The sequence below is a fragment of the Aquitalea aquatica genome, from assembly GCF_013911085.1.
In the GTDB taxonomy this organism is placed as follows: Bacteria; Pseudomonadota; Gammaproteobacteria; order Burkholderiales; family Chromobacteriaceae; genus Aquitalea; species Aquitalea aquatica.
The window spans coordinates 90,044-104,940 of sequence record NZ_JACERN010000040.1 but is presented as its reverse complement, the minus strand read 5'-3'; the positions used below and the strand labels follow the sequence as shown (position 1 = coordinate 104,940).

The following is a 14,897-nucleotide window of genomic DNA, read 5'->3' as shown; positions in this document are numbered from 1 at the left end:
AGGGTGGGTGGCGAAGAGCCGGGTCGCAGGCGAGCCGGAATGATTTGCTCCAGTTTACGACAAGCGGCGGCGGCTGGCTGTAAGGGTTGGCCCCCGGTTGTGCTCTGCCGGCATGTCAATGCGCATGGCACTTGAGTCCATGCCTGTGCCGGGGGTAATCTCGCGGCTGGTTTCAATCAGGCGGGAAGACGGGCAGCATGCGCGGGATCAGCTTAATGGGTGGGGCTTTATTGTGTCTGGCGTGCAGCCTGGTGCTGGCAGCACCGCAACCCATTCGCATTGGTGTGCCTGGAGCCTTTACCGGTGGTTCTGCGCCAATGGGCCTGAGCATGCGCAATGGCATCCGGCTGGCGGCGGCGGAACTCAACCGCAGCGGCGGGCTACTGGGCCGGCCCATCGAGCTGGTGGAGCGTGACGATGCGGGCCTGCCGGCGCGTGGCCTGAAAGTGGCGCAGCAACTGCTGACCCAGGACCGGGTGGTGGCGGTGGTAGGGTTCGTCAACACCGGGGTGGCATTGGCTGCCAGCAAGAATTATCAGGATGCGCGGGTTCCGGTTATGCTGGCGGTGGCAACGGCGGCTATCCTGACCCGCCAGTTTCCGCTACATGGCAATAGTGACAATTTCATTTTCCGGGTGGCGGCTGCCGATGACTTGCAAGCACCACTGATCGTGCGCGAGGCGGTACAGCGTTCTGGCTATCGCAAGCTGGCCATTTTTGCCGACAATACCAATTACGGCTATCAGGGGCTGATGGAGCTGGAGCGCGCATTGGGGCAGAACGGCCTCAAGCCCAGCTATGTGGCGCGCTTCAATCTGCAGGAGCGGGACATGGCCAATTTCCTGCTGCAGGCACGCAATGCCGGCAGCCAGGCCATTCTGACTTATGCCATTGGCCCGGAGCTGGCCGAGCTGGCCAATACCATGGCGCGCATGGACTGGAAAGTGCCCATCATCGGCAGCTGGACGCTGTCGATGTCCAATTTCATCGACAATGCCGGCCCCAACGGCGAGGGCGCGCGCATGGTGCAAAGCTATATCCCGGACGAGGATGACACTCCGCGCCGGCGCGATTTTCTCGATGGCTACCAGTGGCTGTTTCACACTCGGCGCATCCCATCACCCCCTTCGGCAGCACAAGGCTATGACGGCATGAAACTGATGGCGGAAGCCATCCGCCAGGCTGGCTCGCTGGATGGGGCGGCTATTGTACGGGCGCTGGAAAACCTCAAGCAGCCGGTGGCCGGGGTAATCACCACGTACAAGCAGCCTTTCAGCCAGACCGATCATGAAGCCCTGGAACTGAGCGTGCCGGTGATCGGCAAGGTGGAGCGTGGCCGGGTGGTGTATGCCTACCCGGCCGACAAGCCACGGCGCTAGCGCCGGTTTGCGATCTGCGCTACTCGGGTGATGCTGCGCCGTGCTGTTCAGTACGCCATGCCGCCCGGCCTGCCCCTGCGTTCGCTAGATTGTGAACAGGCTCTTGAACATGGTACTTGGTGCTCAGGTGTTGACGCCGCGTTCGCTGGCGATTTGCTGGATGGCTGTCACTACGGAATCTGCCCCGCTACGGATCTGGGTGATGATGTCGCCGACCTTGCCGACATTGTCTACGCTGGAGCGTGCCTTGACGCCAATCACGCTCATGCTGTCCACCGCAGCCCCGGTGCTGGTCTGGATGGATGACACCATCTGCGAAATTTCTGCGGTGGACGCACTGGTGCGTTCCGCCAGCTTGCGCACTTCATCGGCCACCACGGCAAAGCCACGGCCCATTTCGCCCGCACGAGCAGCTTCGATGGCGGCGTTCAGGGCCAGCAGATTGGTCTGATCGGCGATGTCCTTGATGGTTTGCACAATACTGCCGATGCGCTCGGAGTTTGTGCCCAGCTGCTGGACGTTATCGCCGGCCTTGCCAATATCCACGGCCATATCCTCGATTTCGTGCACAGCTTGCTGCACGCTGCTGACCCCCTCGTCAGCCCAGTGGCGGGTCTGTTGCGAGGTGTTGAACGCGAAGACAGCGCTATCTCGCTCCTGCTGCTGCCGTTTCATTGCCTCAGTGACATCGGTGGCGAACTTGATGATAGAGATGACCTTGCCTTCGTTGTCGAACACCGGATTGTAAGTGGCCTCCAGCCAGCGTTCGCTACCATCGCGGGCGATACGGACGATGCGGCCGGCAAAGAACTGTCCGCCACGCAGATTGTTCCACAAGCGCTGGTAGCTTTCGCTTTGCACCAGTTCGTTTGAACACAGTTGACGGTGATTGCGTCCGATCAGCTCTTCCTTGCCATAGCCCATGGTGCTGAGGAAATTGGCGTTGGCGCTGATAATGGTGCCATCGGGCTGGAATTCGATGACCGCCATCGAGCGGTCGATGGCATTGAGTGCCGCCTGGTTTTTCTGTGCGGCGACCACCTTGTCGGTCACGTCGCTGGCGAATTTGATGAAGCCGATCAGCTTGCCGGCGCTATCGCGTATCGGGTTGTAACTGGCTTCCAGCCACACCGGCGTGCCATCCTTCTTCAGCCGCTTGATCTGGCCGGTGAAAGCCTGCCCGCGCTGCAGGCTGTCCCAAAAGCTGCTGTACTCGCGGGAGCCAGCATAGGCCGCATCGCAAAAGCTGCGGTGATGCAGGCCCTGTAGTTCTGCCGCGCTGGCATAGCCCATGGTGCGGGCAAAATTTTCATTGGCATGGACTACCTTGCAGTCCAGATCGAAGCGAATGATGGCGGTGGAGGCGCTGACCGCATCCAGCAAGCCTTGCAGCTCCTGATTGATTGTGGCCTGAGCTTCCAGCTGTGCATGCAGCTTGCGGTTGAACATGGTCTTCTCCGTCAGATAATCCTGCTGGCAGCCGGTTGACGCCGCAAATGGCGTCTCTTGTGTCTGTGGCTGAGGTTTCGTGGAAATACTTAAATTTGTTAAGGAAATATCTTCCATGATCCAAGAAAATTCAACCATAAGTGGTTTGGTGTTTTCAGCGCAGGGCGGGTGCTGCGGCATGCCAGCCACACTGTCAGGTGGTATCAGCGACGTGGTGGCAAGGGGATGAACTCGGTTTCACCGGGAACGGCGGCAAAGCGACCCTGTTGCCAGTCGTCCCTTGCCTGGCGGATGCGCTCCATGCGGCTGGAAACGAAATTCCAATCCAGGATGCGGTGGGCGTCTGACGTGGGGCCGGCCAGCAAGGCCAGTCGGCTGGCTTGTTCGGCGCGGATGAGGACCTCCCGTGACTCTTCCGCCAGCAGTCCCAGTTCTCCGGCTTGCAGCGACTCGCCGCCCAGGCTGATGCGGCCACTGGCCAGATAGATGCCACGTTCGGCAAAACCGGCGGGAATGGCCAGCTCTGCTCCGGCGGCCATCTCGATCACCGCATACAGGGCCTCGCCGGGGAAGGCGACCGGTGAGCTGTATCCCCAGGCCTGGCCCAATACCAGTTGTACCTGGCTGCCATCCTGTTGCCAGAGTGGCAGCTCAGTGCTGGCATAGTGCATGAACGCGGGCTCGCACTCTTCCAGAGCCAGCGGCAGCGCCAGCCAGAGTTGCAGCCCTTCCACCGCCTGGCCGCTGCTGCGGATGTCGTCCGGAATCCGTTCCGAGTGCACGATGCCGCGCCCGGCCACCATCAGGTTGGCTGCGCCAGGCTCGATGCGCTGCACGCTACCCAGGCTGTCACGGTGCAGCATGGCACCGCTGAACAAATAGGTGAGGGTGGCCAGACCGATATGCGGGTGTGGCCGCACGTCATTGCCGCGCTCGGTCAGGTTGAAATGGGCGGGCCCCATGTGGTCGAGAAAAATGAAGGGTCCGATGTGGCGGGCCTGCCCACTGGGTAGCAGGCGGCGTACCGGAAAGCCGATATCACTGGTTTTGGCGCTGATGTGCGCGCTCCATGTAGTCATCTGTCTACCCTCTGTAATTCATCAAAAAACGGGCCAGCTGGCTGGCCCGTGGCAGAGCCTGCAGCACCGCATACTCGGGTGAGCAGGCCCTGTTTGCTGCCTTAAAAGCGACCATTGCGGAAGTCGTCGGCAGCGGCTTCCAGTTCCGCACGGGTATTCATCACGAAAGGTCCCCACTGCGCAATCGGCTCGTTCAGCGGCTTGCCGGCCAGCAGCAGGAAGCGGGCTGGCTGTAAGCTGCTAACCCGGATGCCGCTGGCGGCGCCGTCATTGGCCAGAATGGCCATCTGGCGCTGGCCTACCACTTGTTCATGGCTGCCAGCCTGCACCTCACCCTGATAAACATAGAGGAAGGCATTGTGTCCTGCCGGGATGGCAAAAAATTCACTCTGCCCACCTGCCAGATGCACGTCCAGGTACAGCGGTTCGGTATCCAGGCGCTGGATGGCAGCCGGCTGGCTGTCCACGCAACCGGCAATCAGCCGCAGATGGCTACCAGCAGCGGTGTCGCGCTCGGGAATCTCGGCACTGGGGATGTCGCGATACCAGGGGTCTACCATCTTGTTTTTTGCTGGCAGGTTCACCCACAGCTGAAAACCGTGCATCAGGCCGTCTTGCTGTTCGGGGATTTCCGAGTGCACCAGGCCACGTCCGGCGGTCATCCACTGCACGCCGCCCGGCCCCAGCAGGCCTTCCTGGCCGGTGCTGTCGCGGTGGCGCATGCGGCCATCCAGCATATAGGTGACGGTTTCAAAGCCACGGTGCGGGTGGTCCGGGAAGCCGGCGATATAGTCGTCCGGATTGTCCGAGCGGAATTCGTCCAGCATCAGGAAGGGGTCGAGCCGGCGTTGCAGATCGTGGGTCAGTACCCGCAGCAGGCGGACACCGGCACCATCTGATACTTCCATGCCGTTGACCAGGCCTTCCACTTCACGGCTGATGGCTTGCTTGCTCATTGCGATTCTCCTTGCTCGTGGGCGGACAGAATGTCTGGCCCTGCTTGATGTCTGGCATTATTGCAGTGGAAATTATGATAAAAAAGCGCAAAAATCAGTAGATATTTATCGGAAAATCAAATCAATGAAACAGGCAAAAACCACCTGGGAGCAGTGGCAGGTGTTGCAGAGCATTGTCAGCGAAGGCGGTTTCGCCCAGGCAGCCGCACAGCTGCATCGTAGCCAGTCTTCGGTCAGCTATATGGTGGCACGGTTACAGGAGCAACTGGGCGTAGAGCTGCTCAGCCCGCAGGGGCGGCGCATGCAGCTGACTCCGGCCGGCGAGGTGCTGCTGCGCGATGCGCAAAATGTATTGGCTGCTGCCTTGCGGCTGGAGGACAAAGCACGTGCCTTGCAGCAGGGCTGGGAGGCCGAGGTGCGGCTGGCGGTGGACAGCCTGTTTCCCACCCCCGCATTGCTGCCGGCGCTGGGGCAGTTTGCCACGCATTGCGCCAATACCCGCTTGCAAATGCATGAGGTGGTGATGTCGGGGGCTGATGATGCCCTGCATGGTGGGCAGGTGGAGCTGGCGGTGGCGGGGCGGGTGCCGCAGGGTTTTCTGGGTGACTGGCTGCTGGATGCCGAGTTCGTTGCCTGTGCAGCGCCACATCATCCCTTGCATGCGCTTGGCCGGCAGCTGGGCATGGAAGATCTGCAACAGCAGGTGCAGGTGGTGTTGCGTGATTCTGGCCAGCGTCAGCCGCGCGATGAAGGCTGGCTGGGTGCCTGGCAGCGCTGGACGGTATCACAGCCGGAAACGGCCATTGCAGCAGTGGAGCAGGGCTTTGCCTTTGGCTGGCTGGCCTGGCACCGCATTGCCGACAGCGTGGCGGCGGGCCGGCTCAAGCCCTTGCCGCTGGCGCATGGGGCTTTGCGCAAGGCTGGCTTGTACCTTGTGCTGGCGGACCCGCCGGCGGCCGGGCCAGCCACTTTGCAGTTGGCAAGCTGTCTGCGTGCCGAGGCCGAGCGCTGGCGCGCGCAGTACCAGGCTTATCCCGGAGCGGACGGTACAAAGTAAAACGACCAGCGTGGCTGGTCGTTATCGATATTGCCGCGCGGCCGGTTCAGTGGCCTTGCTGGCCTTGCAGATAATGCTCCAGTGCATGACCTGCCGACAGGATGTGGAAGCGGATGAATTCAGCAGCTTCTTCGGCGGCGCCTTGCTTGCACAACTCCAGCAGCCGGGTGTGCTCCTCGTGGGCGCGCTCCATGGTGCGGGTAAACAGGATCTGCATGCGGGTGTAGCGATCGGTCTTGTTGTGCAGCTGTTCGATCAGGGCCAGGGTATTGGGGCGTTTGGCTGCACGATATAGCGCCAGGTGAAAGCGCGAGTTGAGTTCGCCCCAGTGGCGGACATCGTTTTTTTGCAGGGCCACTTCGAATTCGTGCAGGGTCTGCTCGGCCAGTGTGATGTCGGCCGAGGTCTGACAGGGAATAGAGGCTTTCAGCACCGAGCTTTCCAGCATGGCGCGGATTTCCAGCAGCTCCAGCACGTCGTCCAGCGATAGCTTGGAGACGATGGCACCCTTGTGGTCGATGATCTGGATCAGCCCTTCGGCCTCCAGCTGGCGCAGTGCTTCACGCACCGGCACCCGGCTGACGCCGTATTCATTGGATAGCGCTTCCTGGCGCAATTGTTGGCCGTCGACGAATTCTCCCGAGAGAAGGCGCTGGCGAAGCGATTCGGTTACGGCACTGGTCAGCGTCTGGCGCTTGATCGGCTGCAGGGTAGTCATGGTTTTTAGTGTCTGTCAGTCAATCGGATAAATGCAAATGTATTCGATTATACGGAGCTTGTACTGTCAGACAAGAGGACATTGCGTAGGTTTGTGTCGCAAATGTGCAAGAATTTGCCAAAGACAAAAGAAAAACCCGGCCGGGGCCGGGTTTTTCTTTTCAGACTGGGGTGGATGATGGGGCTCGAACCCACGACAACAGGAATCACAATCCTGGACTCTACCAACTGAGCTACATCCACCGCTGAAGCGGTGCGACACATCAGCACGAGGCTGACTGTCTGAATAAGGTGGGGTGGATGATGGGGCTCGAACCCACGACAACAGGAATCACAATCCTGGACTCTACCAACTGAGCTACATCCACCACAGGGTACTGCATTCTACAACAACTTTAACTTCGGCTACTGGTGCGCCCGACAGGAATCGAACCTGTAACCCCCGGCTTAGAAGGCCGGTGCTCTATCCGGTTGAGCTACGGGCACTCACATATCGGGCTTTGTCTGGTCGGGGCGGCGGGATTCGAACTCGCGACCCCCTGATCCCAAATCAGGTGCGCTACCAGGCTGCGCTACGCCCCGACGACAGAGAACGCAAATATACGGATTGGACTGAAAGCTGTCAACACCGTGTTGCAATTTTTTTTGCAGGGCGGCTGGCTGGCCTTGGCCGGGGGCGCTAGCCGGCTGTCACGGGCTGGCTAGTAACTACATGATATATAGATGCTTATTTTGTGAATTTTGCTTTACGTGAAATTATTCCTAATGTATTTTTGTGGTTTCGTAAAAACCCAAAAAATGAGAAAATTGCCGCCTCTTTTCAAGTTCCATACGGAATCAGGCATGGCAGCGCAACTCATTGATGGTAAGGCAGTAGCAGAACAACTCATCGCCAAGGTTGGCGAAGGGGTGCAGGCTCGTGTGGCAGCAGGCAAGCGGGCACCGGCCCTGGCGGTGATTCTGGTGGGCAGCGATCCTGCTTCCAGCGTGTATGTAGGCAGCAAGAAGCGCTCCTGTGAAAAGGCCGGCATCCGTTCGGTGGCTTATGATCTGCCGGCTGAAACCAGCCAGCAGGAGCTGCTGGACATTATCGATACCCTGAATGCCGATGCCACGGTGGACGGCATTCTGGTGCAGCTGCCGCTGCCCAAGCAGATCGACCCGCAAGCGGTGATCGAGCGTATCGATCCGAAAAAGGATGTCGACGGCTTCCATCCCTATAATATGGGCCGCCTGGCCATCAAGATGCCGCTGCTGCGTCCCTGCACGCCGCGTGGCGTGATGACGCTGCTGGAAGAATATGGCATCGACCCCAAGGGCAAGAAGGCCGTTATCGTAGGCGCATCCAATATCGTGGGCCGCCCGCAGGCGCTGGAAATGCTGATGGCTCGCGCCACGGTAACGGTCTGCCACAGCGCTACCCAGGATCTGGCGCGCGAAGTGGGCGAGGCGGACATCGTGGTGGCTGCCGTGGGCATGCCTGGCTTTATCAAGGGTGAATGGATCAAGCCGGGTGCGGTGGTGATCGATGTGGGTATCAATCGCCTGGACACCGGCAAGCTGGTGGGCGATGTGGAATTCGCCGCTGCGGCCGAACGCGCCAGCTTCATCACCCCGGTACCGGGTGGTGTGGGCCCGATGACCGTGGCAACGCTGTTGCAGAATACGCTGGATTCGGCCAATCTGAACGCCTGATCCCGTTTACCGGCAAGCAGCGCCACAGGCAGCAGGGGCAGTTTCCCTGCGGCGTGTGGCGTTTGTCATTTTGTGCGCAGCGTGGACCAACCGTATTTGCAAGTGGTGGCCAGTTGGCCGCCGTTGATTATGTAAAGAAAAGAGACTGGACAATGAGCAATACCCGACAATCGGCCACGCTGCTGATCAGCGCACCGGACAAGAAGGGCCTGGTAGCGGCCCTGGCCAATTTCCTGATGACTTACAACGCCAACATCATGCATGCCGACCAGCATCAGGATGCGAGCGAAAACCTGTTCCTGATGCGTATCCAGTGGGAACTGGATGGTTTTACCTTGCCGATGGAGGCTTTTGCCGCAGCGTTTCAGCCAATTGCCGCCGAGCACAACATGACCTGGAAGGTGTCGTTGTCCAGTCGCAAGCCGCGCATGGCCATTTTTGTGTCCAAGTACGAGCATTGTCTGGTCGACCTGCTGCACCGCTGGCGCATTGGCGAGCTGAATTGCGATATCCCGCTGGTGATCGCCAATCACGAAGATTGCCGCCGCCTGGTGGAATTCAACGGCATTCCCTTCCACGTTGTCCCGGTAACGCGTGACAACAAGGCTGAGGCCGAGGCCGAGCAGTTCCGCCTGCTGGAAGAGGCGGGTGTCGATTTCATCGTGCTGGCGCGCTATATGCAGGTGTTGTCCGGTGAGTTCGTCAAACGCTATCCGGACCGTGTGATCAACATCCACCACAGCTTTTTGCCGGCATTCGATGGCGCCAAGCCCTATCACCGCGCCTTTGCGCGTGGCGTGAAGCTGATTGGTGCCACCAGTCACTATGTCACCGAGGATCTGGACGAAGGTCCGATCATCGAGCAGGAAGTCACGCGCATCTCGCACCGTGACGATGTGGAAGACCTGATCCAGAAAGGCCGCGATCTGGAAAAAGTGGTGTTGTCACGCGCCGTGCGCTGGCATGTGGACGATCGCATTCTGTCCTACTCAAACAAAACCGTCGTTTTCGACTGAGCCGGCATCATGCATCGTCTGATTGATGATTTCATCGGCCTGTTGCGCTTCCGTGTCGGCCCGCCGGAGCAATACCAGTATCCGCGCTGGTTGCCGGCATTGCTGTTGACTGTACTGGGTTTGGTGGCCAGCGGCGGTACTGGCGAGCTGGGCAATAATATTGCCGGGCGCATGGGCTTCATGCTGCTGTTTACCTGGCTGGAAACGTTGCTGTTCACCCAGTTCATGACGATCTGGCTGCGGCTGGCCAAATGGCAGCCAACGGCTTCGCTGTTCGGGCTGATCGTACTGTGTAACAGCCTGCAGTTTTTCGAGCCGCTCACCAGCTGGCTGCCGGATGATGCTGCGCTGGGGGCTGATCTGGCGCTGTCGCTGCTGACTATTGCCCTGCTGGTCAACAGCCTGGCGGTGGTGTCGGGGGTCCGGCGGGTACGGGTGCTGCTGGGGGTGATGCTGTTTGCACCGGTGGCCATGCTGACGCTGGCCATGTGTTTGCAGCTGTCCAGTTCGCTGGGCTGGGTGAGCATTCCGCAAGACATGCTGAGCTCGGTGAGCGAGGCGACCGCACCGGCCGCTGATGCACCGGCCGAGGGCGGCAAGAGCGATCTGTAAACCCCGGCATTGCCGGATGCGTATCGACAACAAGGGCAGCCCACGGGCTGCCCTTGTTGCGTGGCAAGGCTAGTCGGCCAGCGGCGGGAAGCACTGACGATACAGACCGTGCCGGGCGGCTTGTTCGTGGTTATATGCCACCTGGAAGGCGACTTCATCCTGAAATGGCGGGGCAATGATCTGCATGCCGGTGGGCACGCCATTTGCCGCCAGCCCGGTCGGCACTGACAGTGCCGGGTAGCGGCTGAGCAGATTGAACGGCGGGGTGGCCGCCCAGCCCAGATAGCTGTCCAGCGCCACCCCGTCCACCAGAATGCTGTTTTGCACCGTGGGGTCCAGATCGGCCTCCAATTCGGTGGTGAAACTGGTCGGGCACAGGAAAGCCTGATAGCCCGGTCCCCATACCTTTTGCTGCATGTCCTGATGCAGCCGGCCGGCCAGTTCCGCCGCACGGGAGACCGAGGCGGGCTTGCCACGGAAGTCGCGCCACAGTTGTTGTATATAGCTGCTTAGTTGTGGATAGGCCGTGTCTGGCAGTTCTTGTAAGTACTCGCTGAAAAACAAGCCGAAGATGCCTTCCAGCAAGACCTGCGAAATTTCCAGCATGTCCCAGCAGATGTCTACCTGCTCCACCACTGCACCGCGCCGGCGCAAGCCCGCGACGGCCTGCTCCAGATTGTGCCGCACCTGCGGACACACTGCCGGGCTGCCCAGCGTGGGATGCCAGGCGATTTTCCAGCCGCTGAGGTCGGCATACTGGCTGGGCAAGGGCTGGTAGGGCAGGCTGGCATAGCTGTCCGGGTGTGGGCCGGACAGAATGTTCTGCATCAGTACCAGATCATCGAAGTGGCGTGCCAGCGGCCCTTCGGCGGCGAAGGCAAACAGCTCCTCGCCAGCGGCGCTGGGCAGCCGGCCAAACGGTGGCTTGTAGCCATACAGTCCCTGAAAGGCGGCGGGTAGGCGGGTGGAGCCGGCCATATCGCTGCCGGTGGCCAGCGGGGCCAGGCCCGCGGCCAGCACGGCGGCGCTGCCACCGCTGGAGCCTGAGCAGGTGTAGCGCGGATTCCACGGATTGCGTGTTACTCCCCAGCGCCGGCTCCAGGTCTGGCCCAGGCAGCAGAATTCCGGATTGGTGGTCTGCAGATGCAGAATCGCTCCTGCTTGTAGCAGCTTGTCGATGATGGGGTGGTTGTGGTCGGGGATGTAGTTCTCGATGGCCAGCGAACCCACGGTGTTTTGCCAGCCGGCGACATCGGTTTCTTCTTTTACCGCCACCGGTATGCCCTCCAGCGGCCGTGCAGTGCCCAGGCGGTAACGCTCGGCTGCCTGCTCGGCCTGGCGCATGGCGCTGTCGTGCAGGATGCGGGTGGTGGCGTTGATGGTGTGCTGTTGCCGCGCAGCCCGTTCCAGCAGGGCCTGCATCAGGGTGACCGGCGACAGGCTGCCGTTGCGGAACTGGCGCAGGGCATCGCTGGCCGACAGGTAGTAGAGATCTTGTTTCATGTAGATGGCTCTCGGTGTTAGAAGCTGTAGACAGCCTGGGCACTCAGCACATCGTTGTGCTTGCCGGTGCCGCCGCTGTTGTTATCAAAGGTGGCTTGGCTGGCGATGTCGTGACGGTATTCCAGCTTCAGCTGCAGTTGTTCGCTGGGATAGAACAGCAAGGCGGCGGTAATGTCCTGCCGTTTCGCTCCGCTACAGCCGGCCACACCATTGGCAGCGACACAGGCCGGGTCGCTGCCAAAGCCGTTGGCACCATCATTGCCGCTACTGCCCAGCGCCAGATTGGGGGTGCCGCCGCCGTTTTTGCTGTTGTCCAGGTAGTCGTAGCGCAGTGTCCAGCCCATCTTGCCCAGCCAGGCAGAATCGAAACGGTGATGCCGCAGCAAGGACAGGCCCCACCATTGGGCTCGGCCGCCATTGAGCGCGCTGCCGCCGGCACTGCCGTAATCGAGCTGGGCATTGATGGTGTCGTTGAGATTGCTGCTACTGATATCCAGCTCGGTGTAGAACACGGGCTGAAAGGCTGTCGCCGTGCCGCTGTAATCGGCGGCAGTGCCGCGGCCGATCAGACCGGACCAGCCGATGTCGATGTTATTGGTGTACTGGTAATCCATGCGCCAGCTGAACGATGGTGTGCTATTGCGGCGCTGCCCGACCTGGGCGGTCTCGGTGCGGCCGGCCTCATTGCCCAACATGCCCTTCCATAGCCACTGGCCGGATACCCACTGCGCCCCGCCGCCGACAAAGAAGGCCGGTTCGCTGAAGTCGTATAGCAGGTTGTGGCTGATGGTCAGCGTTTGCGGACTGGTGGCGTATTCATAGCCGGCAAAGGAGGGAATCTGCCCGGCAAATACCTGCCAGTGCTGGTCGAGCGGAATCACCAGCTGGGCGCTGTTGATGATGCTGTCGTTGGCGCTGCTGGCATTCCACGAGGTGGTGACGCCGCTACCGCGATTGGGCTGGATGGTGATTTCGGCATAGGGGGCCATCGGGCCGCTGCCAAAACCTTTCTTGATATCCAGATAGACATCACCCAGGTTGGCAGTGTCATAGGCGTAATGCGCGTCGTGGTTGACGAAGCTGAAGCCGCTGCGGTGTTGCTGGCGATTGAAGACGTAGAGCGGGTCCAGATAGCCGCTGATCGACAGATTGGCCAGCGGGCCGTTGTCGGCGGCATCGCTCAGCTTGTCCAGTTTCATTTCCATATTGTTCAGCTGCTGGCGTGTTTCGCTGGCCATGTCGTCAGCCACTGCCGCAGGCCGGGGTGCCGGGGGCTGCTGCAGTTGTTGTTGTAGTTGCTGTAATTGCTGCTGCATGCTGGCAATGCTGGCTTTCAGCGTGTCCAGTTCATCTGCCTGTGCCAGTAAGGGCAGGCTGCTCAGCAAGCTGGCTCCCAGCCAGCAGGTGGTGATGGTGCGCATGGTATGGTCCCCGATTTCTGCTTAACGGCCGGTCTTGAAGTTGGCCCACAGTCGATTGAGCTGTCGCATCAACTCCGGTGGCAGGCCTTGTACGGCAGTCAGCCGCTGCAGTGTGGCGCTGTCCGGATTGACCGCCGGGTCGTCACGAATCTCCGCCTTGACCAGTGCATTGGCCGGCTTGTTGGCGCTCAGGTAAAAAGTGCTGTTGCTGATGTCGGCGTGGACTTCGGGCTTTTCGATGTAATTCAGCCACTTGTAGGCGGCGTTCAGGTTGGGTGCATCCTTGGGGACGGTCATGACATCGAACCAGATTGCCGAGCCCTCTTTGGGGATGATGTAGTCGATCTGGAAAGGTTTTTTGCTGCTGCGGGCTTGCAGCCTGGCTTGCTGTACGTCGCCGGACCAGCCGACGGCGATACACAGGTCGCCCAGTGCCAGATCACTGACATAGCTGTTGCTGTTGAACTGGGAAATGTAGGGGCGAATACCCTTGAGCAGTTCGAAGGCTTCTTGCAGATCTTTGCTGTTGGCCTTGTTGATATCCTTGTGCAGATAGCGCAGGGCGATGGCGGCGATGTCGGCCGGGGAGTCGAGCATGCCCACGCCGCAGTTTTGCAGCCGTGACAGATATTGCGGATTCAACAGTACGGCCCAGCTGTCCAGCGGTGCGCCCGGCCCCAGCAACTGGCGTGCCTTGCTGTTGATAGCCAGGCCGGTCGTGCCCCAGGTCCACGGAATGGCATACTGGTTGCCCGGGTCGACGCTTTCCAGCTTCTGCATCAGCTGCGGGTCGAGGTTTTTCCAGTTGGGCAAGCGGCTCTTGTCCAGCTTCTGATACAGCCCGGCCTGCAGCTGGTTGCGCAGGAAGCCGGAGGAGGGTACGACGACATCGTAGGCGGAGTGCCCCACCAGCATTTTCGCTTGCAGGGTTTCCTCGCTATCGAAGGGGTCGTAGCGTACTTTGATGCCGGTTTCCCGTTCAAAACCGCTGACGGTATTTTTGCCGGCATAATCCGCCCAGTTGAAGAAATTGAGCGTCTCGGTTGCCCAGGTGCTGCCGGCACTCAGGGTGCAGGCAGCGATGAGTAGTGCGCGTGGCAAGATGGGGTGCGACATGTTGGCTCCATGACAGCTTGATGACGGGCTTACTGTCGCAGAGCGGGCGAGGGCTGGCTGTCCCCACTTGGGGGGACAACAACAACAACAGCGCAGAGGGAGGCAGAATGAGCGGGGAGATGCACATACCGCTGGAGACAGCGGCGGAGCTGGTGGCCAGCTTGGGCGGGGCAGATTTTCCACACAAGCTATGGCAATGGCTGCATGCGCAGATCCCCCTGTGTCATCTGAGCGCGGCCCGCTTCAATCAGCCGGCGGCGGATGCGGTGGTGCAGTCGGTGGACTGGTTGTTTTCCCGCAGCGCGGATGGGGTGCAGGACAGTGAGCCGGCCTTGCTGAGCTATCTGGAAAAGCACTGGCGGCAGGACCCGCTGCTGTCCCACATTACGCCTTTGCAGGACCCGCAGCTGGTGTTGATCCGGCATGAGGACATCGCGGCCCAGGATTATGTCGATGATGTGTTTCGCCGCCATCAGATCAGTGCCGAGTGCAATCTGCTGGGGCGGGCGGCCGATGGCGTGTATGCCCTGGCGCTATACCGGCAGCGTGATCAGCCGCCGTTTGCGCTGGAGGAGCTGGCCTTGTTGCGGCGACTGGTGGCCTTGCTATTACCCTTGCTGGTGCAGCATGCGCGCCTGACGGTGTCGCTGCGCCGCTCTCAGCTGCCATCCTTGCCCCATCTGTTTGACAAGCGGCTGGCCACCACCGGCATTCGCCTGTCTCCGCGTGAGCAGGCAATGTGTCATTGCCTGCTGCAGGGCATGTCGGCACAGGGTGCAGCAGTGCAACTGGGGGTCAAGGAATCCAGCTGCAAAACCTATATTGATCGCGCTTTTCTCAAGTTGGGGGTGAAAAGCAAGGCTCAGCTGTATGGCTGGTGTCTGGCCTGTGTCTAGG

13 protein-coding genes and 4 tRNA genes are annotated in these 14,897 nt (G+C 60.5%); 6 read left to right on the top strand and 11 right to left on the bottom strand.

What is annotated here, in order from left to right; all coding sequences use genetic code 11:
* Positions 1–197: 197 nt before the first annotated feature.
* Positions 198–1,379 (top strand): ABC transporter substrate-binding protein, encoded by a 1,182-nt coding sequence (locus H2Z84_RS17325; protein ID WP_220272895.1) that lies wholly within the window; start codon positions 198–200, stop codon positions 1,377–1,379.
* A gap of 123 nt (positions 1,380–1,502) precedes the next feature.
* Here H2Z84_RS17325 and H2Z84_RS21490 read toward each other — a convergent pair whose 3' ends face one another.
* From H2Z84_RS21490 to H2Z84_RS17310, 3 genes are all read right to left on the bottom strand, one after another.
* Positions 1,503–2,828: a methyl-accepting chemotaxis protein gene (locus H2Z84_RS21490; RefSeq protein ID WP_220272894.1), complete on the bottom strand. Its 1,326-nt coding sequence runs from the start codon at positions 2,826–2,828 to the stop codon at positions 1,503–1,505.
* 203 nt (positions 2,829–3,031) lie between these two features.
* Entirely contained in the window at positions 3,032–3,907 is an 876-nt protein-coding gene (locus H2Z84_RS17315) for a pirin family protein (protein WP_181837052.1), read from the bottom strand.
* Positions 3,908–4,008: 101 nt separating this feature from the next.
* Positions 4,009–4,863 carry a pirin family protein gene (locus H2Z84_RS17310; protein ID WP_181837051.1) on the bottom strand — a complete coding sequence of 285 codons (855 nt, stop codon included), beginning with the start codon at positions 4,861–4,863 and terminating at the stop codon, positions 4,009–4,011.
* A gap of 124 nt (positions 4,864–4,987) precedes the next feature.
* Between H2Z84_RS17310 and H2Z84_RS17305 the strand changes: the two genes are divergently transcribed.
* Complete coding sequence (locus H2Z84_RS17305) at positions 4,988–5,920, top strand: LysR family transcriptional regulator (protein ID WP_181837050.1); 933 nt, start codon at positions 4,988–4,990, stop codon at positions 5,918–5,920.
* Between the two features lie 46 nt (positions 5,921–5,966).
* On the opposite strand, the gene H2Z84_RS17300 is transcribed toward H2Z84_RS17305, so the two are convergent.
* The 5 genes from H2Z84_RS17300 to H2Z84_RS17280 form a co-directional block, all read right to left on the bottom strand.
* Complete coding sequence (locus H2Z84_RS17300) at positions 5,967–6,638, bottom strand: GntR family transcriptional regulator (RefSeq protein ID WP_124643599.1); 672 nt, start codon at positions 6,636–6,638, stop codon at positions 5,967–5,969.
* Positions 6,639–6,804: 166 nt separating this feature from the next.
* Positions 6,805–6,880 (bottom strand) — tRNA-His (locus H2Z84_RS17295).
* A 49-nt stretch (positions 6,881–6,929) separates the two neighbouring features.
* A tRNA-His gene (locus H2Z84_RS17290) sits at positions 6,930–7,005 on the bottom strand.
* Between the two features lie 41 nt (positions 7,006–7,046).
* Positions 7,047–7,123 (bottom strand) — tRNA-Arg (locus H2Z84_RS17285).
* A gap of 19 nt (positions 7,124–7,142) precedes the next feature.
* Positions 7,143–7,219, bottom strand: a tRNA-Pro gene (locus H2Z84_RS17280).
* 261 nt (positions 7,220–7,480) lie between these two features.
* Here H2Z84_RS17280 and folD point away from each other — a divergent pair.
* The 3 genes from folD (at position 7,481) to H2Z84_RS17265 (ending at position 9,960) form a co-directional block, all read left to right on the top strand.
* Positions 7,481–8,332, top strand: coding sequence for a bifunctional methylenetetrahydrofolate dehydrogenase/methenyltetrahydrofolate cyclohydrolase FolD (gene folD, locus H2Z84_RS17275; protein WP_181837049.1), 852 nt, complete (start codon positions 7,481–7,483; stop codon positions 8,330–8,332).
* Between the two features lie 152 nt (positions 8,333–8,484).
* Positions 8,485–9,348 (top strand): formyltetrahydrofolate deformylase, encoded by an 864-nt coding sequence (purU, locus tag H2Z84_RS17270; RefSeq protein ID WP_124643601.1) that lies wholly within the window; start codon positions 8,485–8,487, stop codon positions 9,346–9,348.
* A gap of 9 nt (positions 9,349–9,357) precedes the next feature.
* Positions 9,358–9,960, top strand: coding sequence for a hypothetical protein (locus H2Z84_RS17265; protein WP_181837048.1), 603 nt, complete (start codon positions 9,358–9,360; stop codon positions 9,958–9,960).
* 69 nt (positions 9,961–10,029) lie between these two features.
* Here the strand turns inward: H2Z84_RS17265 and H2Z84_RS17260 are convergent, their stop codons facing one another.
* The 3 genes from H2Z84_RS17260 to H2Z84_RS17250 are packed head-to-tail and all read right to left on the bottom strand — an operon-like array spanning position 10,030 to position 14,000.
* On the bottom strand, positions 10,030–11,463 hold the full coding sequence (locus H2Z84_RS17260; RefSeq protein WP_181837047.1) for an amidase: 1,434 nt from the start codon (positions 11,461–11,463) through the stop codon (positions 10,030–10,032).
* Between the two features lie 17 nt (positions 11,464–11,480).
* A complete protein-coding gene (locus tag H2Z84_RS17255) occupies positions 11,481–12,884 on the bottom strand; it encodes a DUF3138 family protein (protein ID WP_181837046.1) in 1,404 nt (467 codons plus the stop codon).
* A 21-nt stretch (positions 12,885–12,905) separates the two neighbouring features.
* The gene (locus tag H2Z84_RS17250; RefSeq protein WP_181837045.1) at positions 12,906–14,000 is read right to left on the bottom strand and encodes a polyamine ABC transporter substrate-binding protein; all 1,095 of its coding nucleotides are present in this window, start codon (positions 13,998–14,000) and stop codon (positions 12,906–12,908) included.
* A gap of 119 nt (positions 14,001–14,119) precedes the next feature.
* Between H2Z84_RS17250 and H2Z84_RS17245 the strand changes: the two genes are divergently transcribed.
* Positions 14,120–14,896, top strand: a complete 777-nt coding sequence (locus H2Z84_RS17245; protein WP_220272893.1) for a helix-turn-helix transcriptional regulator — start codon at positions 14,120–14,122, stop codon at positions 14,894–14,896.
* The last annotated feature ends 1 nt before the right edge of the window (position 14,897 follow it).

Bases quoted from the DNA above. Each gene is read 5' to 3' on its own strand.
- H2Z84_RS17325 (WP_220272895.1), top strand. From the start codon at position 198: ATGCGCGGGATCAGCTTAATGGGTGGGGCTTTATTGTGTCTGGCGTGC.
- H2Z84_RS21490 (WP_220272894.1), bottom strand. From the start codon at position 2,828: ATGTTCAACCGCAAGCTGCATGCACAGCTGGAAGCTCAGGCCACAATC.
- H2Z84_RS17315 (WP_181837052.1), bottom strand. From the start codon at position 3,907: ATGACTACATGGAGCGCGCACATCAGCGCCAAAACCAGTGATATCGGC.
- H2Z84_RS17310 (WP_181837051.1), bottom strand. From the start codon at position 4,863: ATGAGCAAGCAAGCCATCAGCCGTGAAGTGGAAGGCCTGGTCAACGGC.
- H2Z84_RS17305 (WP_181837050.1), top strand. From the start codon at position 4,988: ATGAAACAGGCAAAAACCACCTGGGAGCAGTGGCAGGTGTTGCAGAGC.
- H2Z84_RS17300 (WP_124643599.1), bottom strand. From the start codon at position 6,638: ATGACTACCCTGCAGCCGATCAAGCGCCAGACGCTGACCAGTGCCGTA.
- folD (WP_181837049.1), top strand. From the start codon at position 7,481: ATGGCAGCGCAACTCATTGATGGTAAGGCAGTAGCAGAACAACTCATC.
- purU (WP_124643601.1), top strand. From the start codon at position 8,485: ATGAGCAATACCCGACAATCGGCCACGCTGCTGATCAGCGCACCGGAC.
- H2Z84_RS17265 (WP_181837048.1), top strand. From the start codon at position 9,358: ATGCATCGTCTGATTGATGATTTCATCGGCCTGTTGCGCTTCCGTGTC.
- H2Z84_RS17260 (WP_181837047.1), bottom strand. From the start codon at position 11,463: ATGAAACAAGATCTCTACTACCTGTCGGCCAGCGATGCCCTGCGCCAG.
- H2Z84_RS17255 (WP_181837046.1), bottom strand. From the start codon at position 12,884: ATGCGCACCATCACCACCTGCTGGCTGGGAGCCAGCTTGCTGAGCAGC.
- H2Z84_RS17250 (WP_181837045.1), bottom strand. From the start codon at position 14,000: ATGTCGCACCCCATCTTGCCACGCGCACTACTCATCGCTGCCTGCACC.
- H2Z84_RS17245 (WP_220272893.1), top strand. From the start codon at position 14,120: ATGCACATACCGCTGGAGACAGCGGCGGAGCTGGTGGCCAGCTTGGGC.